The sequence below is a fragment of the Cupriavidus pauculus genome, assembly GCF_008693385.1.
Taxonomy (GTDB): Bacteria; Pseudomonadota; Gammaproteobacteria; order Burkholderiales; family Burkholderiaceae; genus Cupriavidus; species Cupriavidus pauculus_D.
In genome coordinates, this window is the sequence record NZ_CP044065.1 from 3,384,418 (window position 1) to 3,401,208 (window position 16,791).

Below are 16,791 nucleotides of genomic sequence, written 5' to 3' on the forward strand. Positions count from 1 at the left end.
CGGACAATCCCCCGCCATGGCCTCCCAGACGTCCGGCTCCGCCGCTCCACCGTTCGCATCGGCATCGCTGGAACCCATTCCGCGCGATCCGGGACTGCCGATCCTCGGCAATCTGCTGCAGATCACGCCCGGCGCCGTCGGGCAGCATCTGCTGGCGCGCAGCCGGCATTTCGACGGCATCTTCGAGCTCAATTTCGCGGGGCGGCGCGTCCCGTTCATCAGCTCGGTCGAACTGGCCACGGAGGTGTGCGACGTATCGCGCTTTCGCAAGGTCATCGGGCCGCCGCTGTCCTACCTGCGCGACGTGGCCGGCGATGGCCTGTTCACCGCGCACAGCGACGAGGCCAACTGGGGTTGCGCGCATCGCATCCTGATGCCCGCGTTCAGCCAGCGCGCGATGAAGGGCTACTTCGACGTGATGCTGCGCGTCGCCAATCGTCTTGTGGACAAGTGGGACAGGGAAGGCGCCGACTCCGATATCGCCGTCGCCGACGACATGACGCGCCTGACGCTCGATACCATCGCGCTATCGGGCTTCGGCTACGACTTCGATTCGTTCTCGCGCGCGCAGCTCGACCCCTTTATCGTCGCGATGGCCGGCGCGCTCGGCGAAGCGATGGACAAGCTCACGCGCATGCGCGTGCAGGACCGCTGGTTCAAGGGCGCCGAGCACCGCCAGTTCGCGGCAGACATCGCCTATATGCGCGACGTCGTCGACGACGTGATCCGCCAGCGCCGCGCGGCGCCGGCCGCATCCGCGAAGGGCGCCGACCTGCTGAACCTGATGCTCGAAGCGCGCGATCCGGAAACGGACGTGCAACTCGACGACGCGAATATCCGCAATCAGGTCATCACGTTCCTGATTGCGGGGCACGAGACCACGAGCGGACTGCTGACTTTTGCGCTGTATGAACTGCTGCGCAATCCGGGCGTGCTCGCGCAGGCGTATGCGGAAGTGGACGCGGTGTTGCCGGGCAACGCACCGCCGGTCTACGCCGACCTCGCACGCCTGCAGGTGCTGGAACGCGTGCTCAAGGAAACGCTGCGGCTGTGGCCCACGGCGCCCGCGTTCGCCGTGGCGCCGTTCGAGGACACCGTGATCGGCGGGCGCTATGCGATTCCGAAAGACCGGCGCGTATCGGTCGTGCTGACCGCGCTGCATCGGGACCCCAGGGTGTGGGCCGATCCCGAGCGCTTCGATATCGACCGGTTCCTGCCGGAGAACGAGGCCGCATTGCCGCCGCATGCGTATATGCCGTTCGGCTCGGGCGAGCGCGCGTGCATCGGCCGGCAGTTCGCGCTGACCGAGGCCAAGCTCGCGCTCGCGCTGATGCTGCGCAACTTCGCGCTCAGCGACCCGCACGACTATCAGTTCCGGCTCAAGGAAACGCTGACGATCAAGCCCGACAACTTCGTGCTGCGCGCGCGCAGGCGCCGGGCGCACGAGCGGCTTGTCGCGTCGGGGACGACGCGGGCCGAGTCGACCGCGGCCGCGCCCGCGCAGGTGCGAGGCAACGGACAGTCGCTCACGGTGCTCTGCGCGTCGAGCCTCGGCACCGCACGCGAACTGGCCGAGCAGATTCACGCGGGCGCGGTCGCGTCGGGCTTCGATGCCACGTTGCGCGACCTCGACGACGCCGTGGGCGATCTGCCGGGCGCGGGCATCGGCGTGGTCGTCGCCGCCACCTACAACGGCCGCGCGCCGGACTCCGGCCGGCGCTTCGAAGCGATGCTCGATGCGGACGAGGCCGCCGGCTATCTTGCGGAGGCCGGAGCGAAGGGACTGCGGCTCGCCTTGCTCGGCTGCGGCAACTCGCAATGGGCCACATACCAGGCGTTTCCGCGGCGCGTGTTCGATTTCTTCGTCGCCGCCGGCGCCACGCCGCTGCTGCCGCGTGGCGAGGCCGACGGCAATGGCGACTTCGACGGTGCCGCCGACCAGTGGCTCGCCCAACTCTGGCAGGCGCTGGAAGCGGATAGCGCGGCGATGAGCGGCGGCCTGGGCGTCCATGCCGATCTGCGCAGCATGGCCGCGATTCGCGCCGATACGCTGCCCGCCGGGACGCAGGCCTTCACGGTGCTGTCCAACACCGAACTCGTGCAGGATCCGTCTGGCCTGTGGGACTTCGCGCGCGAGGCGCCGCGCACTTCCACGCGCGATATTCGCCTGCAGCTGCCACCGGGTACCGCCTACCGCGCGGGCGATCATGTTGCGGTGTGGCCGCAGAACGCGCCCGAGCTCGTGACGGCGCTGTGCGAACGGCTCGACCTCGATCCGCAGGCGATGGTGACGCTGTCGGCCACGCATGGCACCGCGCGCGGGCTGCCGATCGGCGAGGCATTGCCCGTCGCGCAGTTGCTCACGCATTTCGTCGAGCTGCAGGACGTGGTGTCGCGGCAGACGTTGCGCGCGCTGGCGCAGGGCACGCGCTGTCCGTTCACGCGCGAGCAACTGGAAACGCTCGCCTCCGACGACGAGGCGCAGGGTTACGCCGCGCGTGTGGCGGCACCACGGCTTGGCTTGCTCGACGTGCTGATCGCGCATCCGGCCATCTCGCTATCGCTGGCACAGCTGCTCGACTGCACGGTGCCGATGCGGCCGCGCTTCTATTCGATCGCCTCGTCGCCGCTGGTGTCGCCCGATGTCGCCACGCTATTGGTGGGCACGGTATGGGCACCCGCGCTGTCGGGCCGCGGGCAATTCCGGGGGGTGGCGTCGACATGGCTGCAGGGACTCGCACCCGGCGCGCAGGTCTCGACGTCGATACGCACACCGAACCCGCCGTTCGCGCCCGAGGACGATGTTTCGGTGCCGATGATCCTGATCGGTCCGGGTACGGGGCTCGCACCGTTCCGCGGCTTCCTCGAGGAACGCGCGGCGCAGCGGGCTGCGGGAATCCCCGTGGCCGCGGCGCAGCTGTACTACGGATGCCGCCATCCGGCGCACGACTGGCTCTATCGGGACGATATCGAGCGCTGGGCCAGCGATGGCGTGGCCGACGTGCATGTCGCGTACTCGGTGATGGACGGGGCGCCGCGCTATGTGCAGGACCTGCTGTGGACGAATCGCGCCGATGTATGGGCGCGGCTCGAAGCGGGGGCGACGGTATATGTCTGCGGCGATGGCCGGCGGATGGCACCGGCCGTGCGGCAGACCCTGATCGACATCGCGGTAGCGGCGGGCGGCATGGACACCGCCCGCGCGTCGGACTGGCTGGCGACGATGGTGGCGCGGGGACGCTACCGGCAGGACGTGTTCAACTAGGCGACCTCCCGCGCACTCAGGCTCAGCGCTGTGCGCTCTGCAGCGCCGCAATCCGCGATTCGATCGGCGGGTGGCTCGAGAACAGGCCCATCCACGACTTGCCGCCCGCGATGCCCATTGCCTGCATGTTCTGCGGCAGGCCATCGGCGTCGAGACCGCCGAGGCGGCGCAGTGCCGAGACCATCGGCGAAGGTGTGCCCATCAGCCCGGCCGCGCCCGCGTCGGCGCGGTATTCGCGATGGCGCGAGAACGCCGCCACGATGATGCTGGCCAGAATGCCGAACACGATCTCGCAGATCACCACCGTGATCATGTAGCCGATGCCGGGGCCGCTCGACTCTTCGTCATTGCGGCGCAGCCACGAGTCGACGAAGTAGCCAACCACGCGCGCCATGAAGATCACGAAGGTGTTCACCACGCCCTGGATCAGCGTAAGCGTGACCATATCGCCGTTGGCGATGTGCGCGACCTCGTGCGCGAGCACGGCCTCGACTTCTTCCTGCGACATCGAGTTGAGCAGGCCCGTGGACACCGCCACGAGCGAGTTCTTCCTGGAGGCGCCGGTCGCGAATGCATTCGGCTCGCCATCGTAGATGGCCACTTCAGGCATCGGCAGGCCCGCGCGCGTGGCGAGCTTCTCGACCGTCTGCACGAGCCAGAACTCGGTGGTGGTGCTCGGGTGCGTAATGACCTGCGCGCCCGTCGACCACTTGGCAATGGTCTTGGACATCAGCAGCGAGATGAACGAGCCACCGAAGCCCATCAGCGCGGCGAACACGAGCAGCATGCCAAGGTTGAGGCCATTGGCGGTGAGGAAACGGTTCACGCCCAGCAGGCTGGCCGTGAGGCTGAGGACGAGCACGACGGCGAGGTTGGTCGCCAGTAACAGGAAAATGCGTTTCATGGTTTGTGGGTGGAGCCAGAAAGTCGCGGCGGATGCCGCGGAAGCATGACGTACCGATGTTGGGAACAACGGCACGCCGCGCGGAAAAACAAGGCGAATACGGTGGGCGCGCGACGGCGGCATGCCGCGCGCGGGCAAATCAGCCGCGCGGCGGGCGCGGCAGGCGGGGAAGGTCGGGATCCGGCAAGGTGATGCCGGCATAGCGGGGCAGCGCGCCCTGCACGTCATGCACCGCCACGCGCAGCGGGGGCGGCGGCAGCAGTTGTTCCGCGAAGTCGGCGCCCGGCGGCGACGGCTCGGTGGTGTCCGCGGGATAGGGCGATTCGGCAGGCCCGCCGCTGTCGGCGAGATCGCCGAAGCCCGTCTGGCTCGCGATGGCAATGTCCCCGAGCGTCGGGGCGGACGCGATATGCGCACTCGCCTCGCACACCGCGGGGGTTCCGGGCATGGACGCACCGGTGCCTGCCCAGGCCTGCAGCGGCAGGAAGGCAAGCAGCACGATCGTCAGCATGAGCCGGAAAAATTGCACGAATGTAATGCACATCTGGGCATCGCCCGATGCAGGGAATTCTACAGGATGGCGAGCCGCTTATCCGACGACCCGCAATGCGGCACGCGTACCCCACCATGCGGCCTCCTCGAACACCGACAGCCCCGACAGGTCCGCATGGGCGAACAGCACCCGGCCGTCGGCCTCCCGCAATGCCGCGATCCCGGCGTTGGACAGGAATCCCGGCGTCGGCGTGGCCATGGCGTGGCCGCGCGCGGTAATCTCCACGGCGTCCGCATGGCGCCAGAAGTCGCGGCCGTAGACCGCGCGCAGGTCGGTGGTGGCCAGCGCCATGAGTTCGGCGGGCGTGGCCGTGGCCAGCCAGCGGCGGATATCTCCGGGGCGCTCCGCCGCGGCGCCACCGCGGTACGCGGTATCGTCGAGCGGGCAATAGGCTGTAAACACAGTCTCGGCGGGGCGGGCCTGCCGGATCCACTGATGCGTGGCCACCACATAACCGAGCCCGCGGCCGCCGTGCACGACGTTGTCCCATGCGAGCGGCACGCCAGCGGCTTCATCCGGAAAGCCCCGCAGATGAAAGCTCGAGACGAGCCACGGCGCATGCGGCGTCAGATGCCGGGCGGGGTCGAAACCATACCGGCGCAGATCCATGATGCGCGCGGCCACGTGCAGCGGCATCGCGCAGATGACACGGCGCGCGCGGACGCGCCATGCGCGTGGCGCGGCGCCGGAGGCCACCCCGCCAGGCCAGTCTACGCCCTCGACGACCACGCCATGGGAGTGTTCCCCGACGCGGATGGCCATGCCCGGGCGACGCCACGGCTGGCGGCGCGTACCCATCTGCGCACCCTGGCGCGCATCGATTCGCTGTACCAGCCGCGACACCAGTCCGTGCAGGCCGTCGGACCACGTCAGCACGGCGCCATCGGCCGCGTTGCGCGCGTGCCCGCCGCGACTGGCAAAGTAATGGAGGCCGGCCCACGCCGAAACGGTGTCATGACCGGCCCCGTAGTCGTCGCGGCAGCAGTAGTCGGCGTACCAGTGCAGCGTCGGCGCGGTAAAGCCCTCGGCCAGCATCCACTGCCGGAACGTCTGGCGATCGAGCGCGCGCCAGGCCGGATCGCGCGACGCCAGCGCGAGCGGGATGGTGAACACCTTGCGCCCGTCGCTACCCACCGCATGGCGCAGCGTATCGAGCCGCGCGAAAAACGCCGCGTGCTGACGGGCATCGTCGCCGGGCAGCGCGTTGTCCGGTACCAGCCCATCGTGCCATGCGCCATCGAGGAACAACCGCTCCTCCGGGCCGTGCACGAGCACGCGTTCGTCGTAATGCGGCCGTGCGTCGAATGCATCGCGCTCGATCACGCCGATGTCGGCGAGCATCTCGCGCACGTGCGTCGACTCTTCCGACGGCAGCGGCAGGTAATGCGCGCCGCGTGGAAAGCTGACGTCGCCGAGCCGCCCGCCTGCCGCGTTACCACCGAACTCGGGACCGTCGATCATGACAAAGTCGTGACATCCGGCGCGCGAGAGCTGCCACGCCGCGGCGATGCCCGCGGCGCCGCTGCCAAGGATCGCGACCTCGGTCGTCAGGTCGTCGCCCGCGTCCCGGCCACCGGCGATCCCGGACCCGCCATCGCGCAGCGCGTGGCCTTCGGCCATGCCCGGCCGCAGCACGATGGGATCGGGCTCGCGCAGCCCGAGTCCCGCAAGAAAGCGCGCCGCATCGCCGTCGAGGCGATCGCATCCCGCCAGCGCGGTAGCGCCCGCGGCGAGCAGAAAGCGGCGGCGGTCCCAATGCATGCCCACTCTCAGCGGATCACGTTACGCCAGTCCCGCTCGAAATCGTGCACGAGCGTCTGCTCATTGAGCCGGTTGGCCGTGCCCTCGCGCGGCGCCATGTCCGCCGGAAAGCGGAACATCAGCGCGGTGCTGTCCGCATCGAGGAATTTCATCGGCACGTCGTAGTGCGTCGGCGGCGTGTAGTCGCCGCGCTTGCCGGCGAGGATAAAGCCCCATTCGCCGAACGACGGCACGTAGGTGTGATACGGCCACGTGTGCAAGCCCGCCTCGCGCAGCGTGGCATCGATATCCCAGAACGAGCGCGGCGCGTAGTACGGCGATGTCGATTGGACGACCGCATACCCCTTCTCCGCAAGATGGCGCGAGAGGAGCCGGTACATCGGTACCGAGTAGAGCTTGCCGAGGCCGAAGTTGGACGGATCGGGCAGGTCGACGATGATCGCGTCGAAGCTCTCGCTGTTCTGCTCGAGCCATTGCGCGGCATCGGCATTGACCACGGTCACGCGCGCATCGGTCAGTGAGCCCTGGTTCAGCGCGCGCAGCGGCTCGCTGCGCGAGAACAGCGTGGTCATGGCCGGGTCGAGGTCGACGAGCGTCACGTGCTCGATGCCGCGGTACTTGAGCACTTCGCGAAGCGCCAGACCGTCGCCGCCGCCGATGACGAGCACGCGGCGCGCCCACGGCAGCGCCTGCAGCACGGGGTGCACGAGCGCCTCGTGGTACCGGTGTTCGTCGCGCGACGAGAACTGGAGGTTGCCGTTGATATAGAGCCGCAGGTCGTCCTTCCAGCGTGTGATCACCAGCCGCTGGTATGGCGTGGTCTGGCTGTGGATGATCTCGTCGCCGAACAGCCCGCGCTCGGCCCAGTGCGTGAGGTGCGACGATCCCGCGAAGCCGGCCGTCAGCACGGCCAGCACCATGCCCGCGCGCAGCATGCGGGCGGGCACCTGCGTGAGTTCGGCGCGGAAGATGCGCAGCGTGAACAGCGCCACCGCCACGTTGAGCATGCCGAACAGGAAGCCCGTGCGCGACAGCCCGAGCCGTGGCGCCAGCACGAGCGGAAACACGAGCGAGACGGCCAGCGCGCCGAGATAGTCGAACGTCAGCACGCGGCTCACGAGCTCGCTGAACGCGGCGCGGCGCGCGTTGAGGATGCGCATGACGAGCGGAATCTCCATGCCCACGAGCACGCCGATCACGAATACCAGCGCATAGAGGGCCGTGCGAAACGGCGCGGACAGCCAGGCGAACACCACGAACAGCAGCGCGGCCGAGATACCGCCGAGCAGCCCGACGAGGATCTCGATATCGATGAAGCGCGCGAGCACGTCTTCGTCCTTCACGTACCGCGACAGCCACGAGCCCACGCCCATCGCGAACAGATAGCAGCCGATGATCGACGAGAACTGGAGGATCGAGTCGCCGAGCAGGTAGCTGGACAGCGCGCCGGCGATGAGCTCGTAGCCGAGTCCGCACGAGGCGACGATCAGGACGGAAAGAACGAGGGTACGGTCGCGCATGAAGGGGCGGCAGGACGGCGGATAAAAGCCGGTGAGGGCGGATGAGGGCGGGTGAGGGCGGGTGAGCGCGGCGCGAAGGAGGGGTTCTGAAGCGACCGCTTCTGAGTTTATACTTGGCCGCAAATCGTGTCGATGCGTGGCCACGCCACGCCTGGCCATAACAACGAGGGCACCGGCAAGACCATGCAACCGATCATCGCCTCGACGATCATTGATTCATCGATCATGAATTCGATCTACGCCTATGCGACGCACCTGCTGGCCAGTCTCGTGCTGCTCGCCGTGTTCGTCGGAGTCTACACCAGGATCACGCCATTCCATGAGTTCGCGCTCATCCGCAAAGGCAATATGGCGGCCGCGCTATCGCTGGGCGGCAGTACGCTCGGCTTCTGCTTCACGCTGTCCTCGAGCATCCAGCACAACGACGACTTCATGATGTTCCTGCTGTGGGCGCTGGGCGCGATGGTTGTGCAGGCCGCCGCCTACGCGGCGCTCACGCGCGCGCTGCCGGACATGAACGCCGCGATCGAATCGAACAATATCGCCATGGGCGGCCTGATGGGCACGCTCTCGGTAACGGTGGGCGTGCTCAATGCCGCCTGCCTGTCGTGACAGGGAAAAAGGGAGCGATCATGAGCATCGGGTCATTCATCAAGAAGCAGTTCATCGACATCATCCAGTGGACCGAGGACACGGATGGCGTGCTGGCATGGCGCCACCCGATGGAGGACATGGAGATCCAGTACGGCGGCAGCCTGACGGTGCGCGAGTCGCAGATGGCGGTGTTCGTGAACGAAGGCAAGATCGCCGACGTCTTCGGTCCCGGCATGTACAAGCTGACGACCCAGACGCTGCCCGTCCTCACTTATCTGAAGAACTGGGACAAGCTGTTCGAGTCGCCCTTCAAGTCGGACGTCTACTTCTTCAGCACGCGCCTGCAGATCGGCCGCAAATGGGGCACGCCGCAGGCCATTACCATTCGCGACGCGGACTTCGGCATGGTGCGGCTGCGCGCGTTCGGCCTGTACTCGTACAAGATTGCCGATCCGGCAAAGTTCTATGGCGAGATCAGCGGCACGCGCGCGTCGTACTCGCGCGACGAAGTGGAAGAGCAGCTGCGCAACCTGCTGATCGCGACGATGACGAGCACGCTCGGCGCATCGTCGGTGCCGTTCCTCGACATGGCAGCGAACCAGGGGCTGATGTCGCAGACCATTCGCGAGAAGCTCGCGCCCGAGTTCGAACGCTACGGCGTGGCGCTCGACAACTTCGCGGTGACCAACGTGTCGCTGCCCGAGGAACTGCAGAAGGCCATCGACACGCGGATCTCGATGGGCATGATGGGCGATATGTCGCGCTACACGCAGTACCAGGTCGCCAGTTCGATCCCGCTCGCGGCACAGAACGAGGGCGGCGTGGCCGGCCTCGGTGCCAGTCTTGCCGCCGGCGCGGTGATGGGGCAGGCGATGGCCGGGGGGCTCGGTGTTGCGCCGGCGGCCGGCGCGCCCGCGCCCGCGGTGCCCGCGGCGGCAGCACCGGCTGCCGACGATCCCGCCGCCCGCCTGGGCAAGCTCAAGGAACTGCTCGACAAGGGACTCGTCACGCAGGCGGAATTCGACGCCGCCAAGGCCGAGATCCTCAGGAAGCTCGTCGGCTGATCGGACTGCATGCAAACGGTCAACTGTCCGGGCTGCGGCGCGGAGGTCAGCTTTCGTTCGTCCGCCGCGGTCATGGCGGTCTGCGAGTATTGCCAGAGCACGCTGCTCAGGGACGCCGATTCCGTCCGCGACATCGGCAAGATGTCGGCCGTGCTCGAGGACTACACGCCGCTGCAGATCCATACGAGCGGCCGGTGGGAGGGGCAGGGCTTCACGCTCGTCGGCCGCATCCAGCTGCGCTATGACGCGGGCCTCTGGAACGAGTGGTACGTGCTGTTCGACGACGGCTCCGACGGATGGCTCGCCGATGCGTCGGGCCAGTACATGCTGTCGCGCCGCGTGCGGCCGGAGGCCGTGGCCAGTGCCACATCGGACCCGCTGCCGCCGTTCGCGCGCCTGCGCCCGGGCACGCCGCTGCGTTACGAGGGCCTGCCGTTCGTGGCCGGCGACGTCCGCGCGGCGCGCTGCACGGGCGGACAGGGCGAACTGCCGTTCTCGGTCGGCGCGGGATGGACCACGCAGGTCGCGGACTTCCGTTACGAAGGCCGCTTCCTGACGCTCGACTACGCCGACGGCGAACCGCCCGCCGTCTATGCGGGGCAACTGGTCACGCTGGACCGTCTGCAATGCCAGCTGTTGCGCGCGGCGGACGAGATCGGCCGGACCGCCGACCGCTATCGCGGCAAGGCGGTGCCGCTCGCCTGCCCGCATTGCGGCAGCTCGATCGCCTATCGCGCGGGCACGGCGAACTTCGTGATTTGCTCCAGTTGCCATAGCGAAGTCGATTGCACCACGTCGACGGCGCTCGTGCTCGCCAAGCATGAAGAAGTCGAAGCACTGCGCACGAGCCTCGCGCCGGGCGACGTCGGCACCATCGACGGCAAGCCGTACACGGTGCTCGGCCTGCTGCAGTGCACGGACAACGACGACGAGGAAACCTCGACCTGGGTCGAATACCTGCTGTTCAACGAGGACGCGGGACTGCTGTGGCTCGTCGAGCAGGACAGCGGCTGGGATCGCGTGCGCGTGCTCGACGTCTGGCCGAAGCAGAGCGGCGCGAACGAGGTCACGTTCGAAGCCAAGCCATATCGCAAGGGTTTCACGTACGAGAGCGAGGTGCTGTACGCCGCGGGCACGTTCAACTGGCGCGTGCAGGCCGGCGACAAGACGCAGCTGACCGAGTACGGCTCGCCGGCGCGGCGGCTCACGCAGGAGACCAGCGAAACGGAGATCGTCTGGACGCTGTCGACGACGGTGTCGCGAACGCAGGTCTCGCTCTGGTTCCAGGACAACAAGGCGCTCGCCGAGGCCGCGAAGCTGCCCGAACAAAAGCGATCGGCGGGAGCCGTCGATGACCTCGGCTATTGCACGCGCGCGGCGTGGGGCTTCGTGTTCCTGCTGTGGCTGCTGAACCTGCCGATGGTGCTGATCGGCCGCGAAGACTGGGACGGGCTGATTTACGGAACGTTGGCGCTGTGGGCGCCGATCTGGATCGCGCGGCATTACGGCGGATCCGGCAGCGGGGATGAGGACTGAGGGATGCGGATACTGTTTCTCGTGTACGGCATGATCGTGCTGTTCGGCGCGACGATGTACACCTACAAGTCGGTGGGCGGCAGCGGCGGTGGCAGTGGCGGTGGCACGTCGTCCCGCGGCTGGAGCGGTTCGAGCGGCGGCGGCTGGTCGTCCGGGGGCGGCCACAAGTGAACGCGCCCGTGCTGCCATGCCCGCCGGTCTTGGGCCGCCACCTGCTGCTGGACATGCAGGGGGTGCCGGCGGCGGTGCTGACCGATGCCACGCGCATCGAGCAGATCCTGCACGACGCCGCCCGCGCGGCCGGCGCGACGCCCATCGCCTCCCGCTTCCAGCATTTCGGGCCGGGCCTCGGCGTGACGGGCGTGCTGCTGCTGCGCGAGTCCCATATCAGCATCCATACATGGCCCGAGTACGGGTTCGCGGCTGTGGATATCTTCATGTGCGGCCAGGCGGCGCCCGAGCGCGGCGTCGAGGTCATCGTCGGGGCGCTGGCCCCGGCGTCACACCACGTCCGCGATGAAGCGCGTGGCCCGGCGTCGGGGCCGGGCCGCCAAAACCCCTGACGCCGACAGGGCTTCCCGCATTGCCCTACACTGGCAAAACCCTGTAACGACTACAGGGATGTTGGCAAGGAGCCTGTCATGCGCATCGGCGAACTGTCGCGCCACAGCGGCTGCGATATCGAGACCATCCGGTATTACGAGCGGGAAGGGCTGCTGGACGCACCGCAGCGCGAGGACAACGGCTACCGCCGGTATGGCGACGGCCATCTGGTGCAACTCAACTTCGTGCGGCACTGCCGTTCGCTCGGCATGAGCCTCTCCGACGTGCGCCGCCTGCGCGATTTCCAGCGCAATCCGTCGCTGGCGTGCGACGACATCAATCATCTGCTGGACCGCCAGATCGACCAGATCCACACGCAGCGCGTGGCATTGGAAGCGCTCGAGGGCCAGCTGCGCGCACTGCGCGAGACGTGTGCGACGCCCCATCCGGCGAGCGAGTGCGGCATCCTCCAGAACCTCCAGCAGGCCGCCGAGGGCGCTCCCTGCGAGTGCCACGCGCACACGCACTGATATTCCGCGCACCCGTTCGTCCGCACTCCGGGCGTTTCACGGCGTGCAACGCACCATTCGTCGCAGCGGTATTTTTCCTTGCGGACGAACCTTCTACTCTTCAGCCTGTGCCCGCGCTGCCACCAAGATGGCCGATTAGCAAGCGGGCCGCATACAGTTGAAGGAGTCCCAGATGATCGCCAAACGCATGCTTGGCGGCGCCCTTGTCCTGGCGGCATTCGTCGCCTCGGCCACCGCGTTCGCCGCACCCGCCGCCAAGAAGGTCGGCAAGATGGATGTCTACGCCGACGCGTCCCGCGCGGCCAAGGCCGACGTATATACCGATGGTTCCAAGCGCGACAAGTTCGACCCGTTCACCGACGGCCTGCGCCAGGGCAAGTTCGATACGTTCAGCGACGGCACGCACACGTTCAGCGGCGAGATCTCGGCTTCCGCGCTCGAGAATTCGCGCAACGGCGACCTGTACGGCTATCGCGTCTGATTACCCGTCCTCACGGCAATCGTGAGGGCCAGCAGTTTTCTCTCCCACCTGCCCGGCCGACCTCCTCCTTCTCTCTCCGCCGGGCAGGTGATTTTTCCCCTACGCTTTTCCAATTCGCACTGCGGCTTGCAGGGTTTTCGCTGCTTATAACTGCCGCGCGGCAAACGTGTCGCATTTGCGGATGTCGCCCGTCGTCAGACCCTGGCGCAGCCATCGCACGCGTTGCTCGCTCGTGCCGTGCGTGAACGCTTCCGGCACCACATATCCCTGCGCCTGACGCTGCAGCCGGTCGTCGCCGATCGCGGCCGCGGTTTTGAGGCCTTCTTCCACGTCGCCCGGCTCCAGCAGTTGCTGGTTGGCCTTTTGCGCGGTGGCCGCCCATACGCCGGCGAGGCAATCGGCCTGGAGTTCGAGCCGCACGGACAGCTGGTTCGCCTGCGCCTCGCTCATGCGACGGCGCGCGGCGTCGACCTTGGCGGACACGCCGAGCAGGTTCTGCACATGGTGGCCGATCTCGTGCGCGATCACATACGCCTGCGCAAAGTCGCCACCGGCACCGAACCGCTGGCGCAGTTCGTCATAGAACGCGAGGTCGATATAGACCTTCTGATCGCCGGGGCAATAGAACGGACCCATCGCGGACTGTCCGGTACCGCACGCGGTCGGCGTCGCGCCGCTGAACAGCACCAGCGTCGGCGGCGCATACCGGCGATTCAGGTCCGTCTCGAAGATGTGCTCCCATGTGCGCTCGGTATTGCCGAGCACCTTGCGCGTGAACACGGTCAGCTGGTCGGTGGCGGGCGGGCGATGCTGCTGCGGCGCGTGCTGCGGTTGCTGCTGCTGGCCCTGGATCACCGACGCGCCCTGGAAGATCACCGAGGGGTCGATACCAAAGAAGTATGACGCGGCCAGCGCGACGATGACCGTGCCGATGCCGATGGTGCGGCCGCCGACCGGAAGTCCGAATCCACCGCCGCCTCCATAACCGCCGCCGCGGCGGTCTTCTACGTTCTGGCTTTCGGCTTCGTCATCGAGACGCATGGATACTCCGTGAGATCGGGAACGCCGGCAGCCGCATGCGTGACATCGCGCCGCTGCCGTTATGCCGTGGAGTATAGCAACGGCGCCATGCCTTCCGGAGTCCTCCGCCGTCTCACACGCCGGCCGTCACACGCCGGCCGTCTCCTTCGGCGACTGGGTGAGGGCGGCGCCGCTCAGCGTAAGGTCGGGCGATGCGCCGCCGACTTCCGCCACGCGCAGCAGGTTGGTCGTCCCGCCTTGCCCGAACGGTATCCCCGCCGCGATCGTGATCTGGTCGCCGGGCTCGGCATAGCCCTCGACGAGCGCGGCGCGCGTGGCCGCCTGGACCATCTCGTCCACGCTCTGCACATCGGGGCTGACGGTCGAGTGCACGCCCCACGTGATTGCGAGGCGGCGCGCGATATCGAGATTGGGCGTGATGCTCACGATCGGCGCGCATGGACGCTCGCGCGCCGCGCGCAGCGCCGTGGCGCCGGACGAGGTGTACGTCACGGTCGCGCGCGCGCCGATGATATGCGTGACTTCGCGCAGCGCCGCGCAGATCGCATCCTGCCGCGTGGAAAGCGGCGCCTCGTGCTGGGCATCGAGCATGTTGCGGTAGAGCGGATCGCGCTCGACCTCGATCGAGATGCGGTCCATCATCGCGATCGCCTGCACGGGGTAGCGCCCGTTGGCTGACTCGGCCGACAGCATCACGGCGTCCGCGCCGTCGTAGATCGCGCTCGCCACGTCGGATGCCTCCGCGCGCGTCGGCACCGGCGAATCGATCATCGACTCCAGCATCTGCGTGGCGATCACGACTGGCTTGCCGAGCTGGCGGCACACGCGCAGGATGCGCTTCTGCACGCCCGGGACGCGCTCGGGCGGCAACTCCACGCCAAGATCGCCACGTGCGACCATCACCGCATCCGACACGCGCACGATTTCGTCGAGCTGCTGCAGCGCGGCAGGCTTTTCGATCTTCGACAGCACGCCCGCGCGCGTGCCGATGATCTCGCGCGCCTCGACGATATCGGACGGGCGCTGCACGAACGACAGCGCGATCCAGTCCGCGCCGAGCGACAGCGCGAAGTCCAGGTCCTTTCGATCCTTGTCGGTCAGCGCGGGAATGGGAATCACCGCGTCAGGCACGTTCACGCCCTTGCGATCGGACAGCGTGCCGTTGTTGACCACGCGCGTCACGATGCTCCCGCTCGAGACCGACTCGATGGCCAGGCGCACCTTGCCGTCGTCGATCAGCAGCGACTGGCCCGCGCTCGCCGCGCGAAACAGTTCGGGGTGTGGCAGATGCACGCGCGTGCCATCGCCGGGCGTGGGATCGCTGTCGAGCACGAAGCGGTCGCCCGCGCGCACCGCGACCTTGCCCACCGCGAACGTGCCGATGCGCAGCTTGGGACCCTGCAGGTCCGCAAGAATCGCGATGGGGCGGCCCGTCTCGGCCTCCACGCGCCGCACCGCGTCGTATCGCTGGCGATGATCGTCGTGCGTGCCATGGCTGAAGTTCAGCCGGAACACGTCGGCACCGGCCTCGAACAGTTCGCGGATCACCGCGATATCGCTGCTGGCCGGACCGAGCGTGGCGACGATCTTCGCTTTGCGCTGGCGTCTCATGTTGTCTCCTGGTTCTTGTGGGCGCGCGTCAGATCACGAGGATCGCGCGAAAGTCGTTGACGTTGGTGCGGGTGGGGCCGGTGACGATGAGGTCGTCGAGGCCCGCAAAGAAGCCGTAGCCGTCGTTGTTGGCCAGATGCGCGCGCGCGGAGAGGCCGCGCGCGGCGGCCCGCACGAGCGTGTCGGGCGACAGCACGGCCCCGGCGTTGTCCTCCGAGCCATCGATACCATCGGTATCGCCGGCAATCGCGTGCACGCCGGGCAGCCCGTCGAGCGCGACGGCCAGCGCGAGCAGGAACTCGGCATTGCGGCCGCCGCGGCCATTGCCGCGCACGGTCACCGTGGTCTCGCCGCCGGAGAGCAGCACGCAGGGTTTGGCGAACGGCTGTCCGCGCGCGGCCACCTGACGCGCGATGGCCGCATGCACCTGCGCCACGTCGCGTGCCTCGCCCTCGATGCAGTCGGAAAGAATATGGGTCTCGAGGCCGAGCTCGCGCGCCCGCGCCGCCGCCGCTTCGAGCGATTGTTGCGCGGTGGCGAGCGTCACGCTGCGATGGCCGGCAAAGCGCGCGTCGCCGGGCTTCGGCGTTTCGCCGGCGCCGCTCTCGAGGTGCGCGCGCACGTGCGCGGGGATATCGATGCCGTACTTGGCGATGACCGCGAGCGCGTCGGCGCACGTGGTGGCGTCGGGCAGCGTCGGGCCGCTGGCGATCAGCGTCGGATCGTCGCCGGGAATGTCGGAGATAAGCAGTGTCTCCACGCGCGCCGGCGCACAGGCGAGCGCGAGCCGTCCGCCCTTGAGCGCGGACAGGTGCTTCCGCACGCAGTTCATCTCGCCGATGTTCGCGCCGCTGCGCAGCAGCGCCTTGTTGATGGCCTGCTTGTCCGCGAGCGTCAGGCCCGGTGCCGGCGCGGCGAGCAGCGCGGAGCCGCCGCCCGAGATCAGGCACAGCACGAGGTCGTCGGCGGTCAGGCCCTGCACGAGCCCGACCATGCGTTCGGCGGCGCGCTGTCCCGCTGCATCGGGTACGGGGTGGGCGGCCTCGACCACCTCGATGCGATGGCAGTCGGCGCCGTGATCGTAGCGCGTGACCACGAGGCCCGACAGCGGTCCCTGCCAGTGCGCATCGACGGCCTGCGCCATCGCGGCGGCCGCCTTGCCGGCGCCGATGACGACGGTACGGCCTTTCGGCGGTGAGGGCAGGTGAGGGGGAAGGCAGTGGCTGGCGCTGACCGCGGCCACGGCGGTATCGAACAGGTCGCGCAGCAGCGTGCGGGCCTGGTGGGGGTCGCGATAATCGGCGAAGGACCGGCGGGCAGGCGTCAGTCGCGCGGCATTGGCGGCATTGGCGTCCGAGGCGTACATGGGGAATCCTGGTGCGGCGGGC

General features: G+C 68.2%; 15 protein-coding genes. 8 read left to right on the top strand and 7 right to left on the bottom strand.

Going from position 1 to position 16,791, the window contains the following annotated elements:
- Positions 1–16: 16 nt before the first annotated feature.
- Entirely contained in the window at positions 17–3,265 is a 3,249-nt protein-coding gene (locus FOB72_RS15465) for a bifunctional cytochrome P450/NADPH--P450 reductase (RefSeq protein WP_150373422.1), read from the top strand.
- 22 nt (positions 3,266–3,287) lie between these two features.
- Here FOB72_RS15465 and htpX read toward each other — a convergent pair whose 3' ends face one another.
- The 4 genes from htpX to FOB72_RS15485 form a co-directional block, all read right to left on the bottom strand.
- Complete coding sequence (htpX, locus tag FOB72_RS15470) at positions 3,288–4,169, bottom strand: protease HtpX (RefSeq protein ID WP_150373423.1); 882 nt, start codon at positions 4,167–4,169, stop codon at positions 3,288–3,290.
- Between the two features lie 139 nt (positions 4,170–4,308).
- The gene (locus FOB72_RS15475; protein ID WP_223851359.1) at positions 4,309–4,698 is read right to left on the bottom strand and encodes a hypothetical protein; all 390 of its coding nucleotides are present in this window, start codon (positions 4,696–4,698) and stop codon (positions 4,309–4,311) included.
- A gap of 60 nt (positions 4,699–4,758) precedes the next feature.
- Complete coding sequence (locus tag FOB72_RS15480; protein WP_150373425.1) at positions 4,759–6,483, bottom strand: NAD(P)-binding protein; 1,725 nt, start codon at positions 6,481–6,483, stop codon at positions 4,759–4,761.
- A gap of 8 nt (positions 6,484–6,491) precedes the next feature.
- Positions 6,492–8,003, bottom strand: coding sequence for a polyamine aminopropyltransferase (locus FOB72_RS15485; protein WP_150373426.1), 1,512 nt, complete (start codon positions 8,001–8,003; stop codon positions 6,492–6,494).
- A gap of 225 nt (positions 8,004–8,228) precedes the next feature.
- Here FOB72_RS15485 and FOB72_RS15490 point away from each other — a divergent pair, with 225 nt between their 5' ends.
- From FOB72_RS15490 to FOB72_RS15515, 7 genes are all read left to right on the top strand, one after another.
- A complete protein-coding gene (locus FOB72_RS15490; RefSeq protein WP_150373938.1) occupies positions 8,229–8,615 on the top strand; it encodes a DUF350 domain-containing protein in 387 nt (128 codons plus the stop codon).
- 20 nt (positions 8,616–8,635) lie between these two features.
- Positions 8,636–9,661 carry an SPFH domain-containing protein gene (locus FOB72_RS15495; protein WP_150373427.1) on the top strand — a complete coding sequence of 342 codons (1,026 nt, stop codon included), beginning with the start codon at positions 8,636–8,638 and terminating at the stop codon, positions 9,659–9,661.
- 9 nt (positions 9,662–9,670) lie between these two features.
- Positions 9,671–11,197 (top strand): DUF4178 domain-containing protein, encoded by a 1,527-nt coding sequence (locus FOB72_RS15500; protein WP_150373428.1) that lies wholly within the window; start codon positions 9,671–9,673, stop codon positions 11,195–11,197.
- Positions 11,198–11,200: 3 nt separating this feature from the next.
- Complete coding sequence (locus FOB72_RS32210) at positions 11,201–11,368, top strand: hypothetical protein (protein ID WP_191002160.1); 168 nt, start codon at positions 11,201–11,203, stop codon at positions 11,366–11,368.
- The gene (gene speD, locus FOB72_RS15505) at positions 11,365–11,760 is read left to right on the top strand and encodes an adenosylmethionine decarboxylase (RefSeq protein WP_150373429.1); all 396 of its coding nucleotides are present in this window, start codon (positions 11,365–11,367) and stop codon (positions 11,758–11,760) included. Before FOB72_RS32210 ends, speD begins: the two co-directional genes overlap by 4 nt.
- Positions 11,761–11,838: 78 nt before the next feature.
- Positions 11,839–12,270 (top strand): Cd(II)/Pb(II)-responsive transcriptional regulator, encoded by a 432-nt coding sequence (locus FOB72_RS15510; RefSeq protein ID WP_150373430.1) that lies wholly within the window; start codon positions 11,839–11,841, stop codon positions 12,268–12,270.
- A gap of 172 nt (positions 12,271–12,442) precedes the next feature.
- A complete protein-coding gene (locus FOB72_RS15515) occupies positions 12,443–12,751 on the top strand; it encodes a hypothetical protein (RefSeq protein ID WP_150373431.1) in 309 nt (102 codons plus the stop codon).
- 144 nt (positions 12,752–12,895) lie between these two features.
- Here FOB72_RS15515 and FOB72_RS15520 read toward each other — a convergent pair whose 3' ends face one another.
- The 3 genes from FOB72_RS15520 to FOB72_RS15530 form a co-directional block, all read right to left on the bottom strand.
- Positions 12,896–13,792 carry a neutral zinc metallopeptidase gene (locus tag FOB72_RS15520; protein ID WP_150373432.1) on the bottom strand — a complete coding sequence of 299 codons (897 nt, stop codon included), beginning with the start codon at positions 13,790–13,792 and terminating at the stop codon, positions 12,896–12,898.
- Between the two features lie 126 nt (positions 13,793–13,918).
- Entirely contained in the window at positions 13,919–15,403 is a 1,485-nt protein-coding gene (pyk, locus tag FOB72_RS15525) for a pyruvate kinase (protein WP_150373433.1), read from the bottom strand.
- A gap of 28 nt (positions 15,404–15,431) precedes the next feature.
- Positions 15,432–16,769, bottom strand: a complete 1,338-nt coding sequence (locus tag FOB72_RS15530; protein ID WP_150373434.1) for a glycerate kinase — start codon at positions 16,767–16,769, stop codon at positions 15,432–15,434.
- Positions 16,770–16,791 lie beyond the last annotated feature (22 nt).

Bases quoted from the DNA above. Each gene is read 5' to 3' on its own strand.
- FOB72_RS15465 (WP_150373422.1), top strand. From the start codon at position 17: ATGGCCTCCCAGACGTCCGGCTCCGCCGCTCCACCGTTCGCATCGGCA.
- htpX (WP_150373423.1), bottom strand. From the start codon at position 4,169: ATGAAACGCATTTTCCTGTTACTGGCGACCAACCTCGCCGTCGTGCTC.
- FOB72_RS15480 (WP_150373425.1), bottom strand. From the start codon at position 6,483: ATGCATTGGGACCGCCGCCGCTTTCTGCTCGCCGCGGGCGCTACCGCG.
- FOB72_RS15485 (WP_150373426.1), bottom strand. From the start codon at position 8,003: ATGCGCGACCGTACCCTCGTTCTTTCCGTCCTGATCGTCGCCTCGTGC.
- FOB72_RS15490 (WP_150373938.1), top strand. From the start codon at position 8,229: ATGAATTCGATCTACGCCTATGCGACGCACCTGCTGGCCAGTCTCGTG.
- FOB72_RS15495 (WP_150373427.1), top strand. From the start codon at position 8,636: ATGAGCATCGGGTCATTCATCAAGAAGCAGTTCATCGACATCATCCAG.
- FOB72_RS15500 (WP_150373428.1), top strand. From the start codon at position 9,671: ATGCAAACGGTCAACTGTCCGGGCTGCGGCGCGGAGGTCAGCTTTCGT.
- FOB72_RS32210 (WP_191002160.1), top strand. From the start codon at position 11,201: ATGCGGATACTGTTTCTCGTGTACGGCATGATCGTGCTGTTCGGCGCG.
- FOB72_RS15510 (WP_150373430.1), top strand. From the start codon at position 11,839: ATGCGCATCGGCGAACTGTCGCGCCACAGCGGCTGCGATATCGAGACC.
- FOB72_RS15515 (WP_150373431.1), top strand. From the start codon at position 12,443: ATGATCGCCAAACGCATGCTTGGCGGCGCCCTTGTCCTGGCGGCATTC.
- FOB72_RS15520 (WP_150373432.1), bottom strand. From the start codon at position 13,792: ATGCGTCTCGATGACGAAGCCGAAAGCCAGAACGTAGAAGACCGCCGC.
- pyk (WP_150373433.1), bottom strand. From the start codon at position 15,403: ATGAGACGCCAGCGCAAAGCGAAGATCGTCGCCACGCTCGGTCCGGCC.
- FOB72_RS15530 (WP_150373434.1), bottom strand. From the start codon at position 16,769: ATGTACGCCTCGGACGCCAATGCCGCCAATGCCGCGCGACTGACGCCT.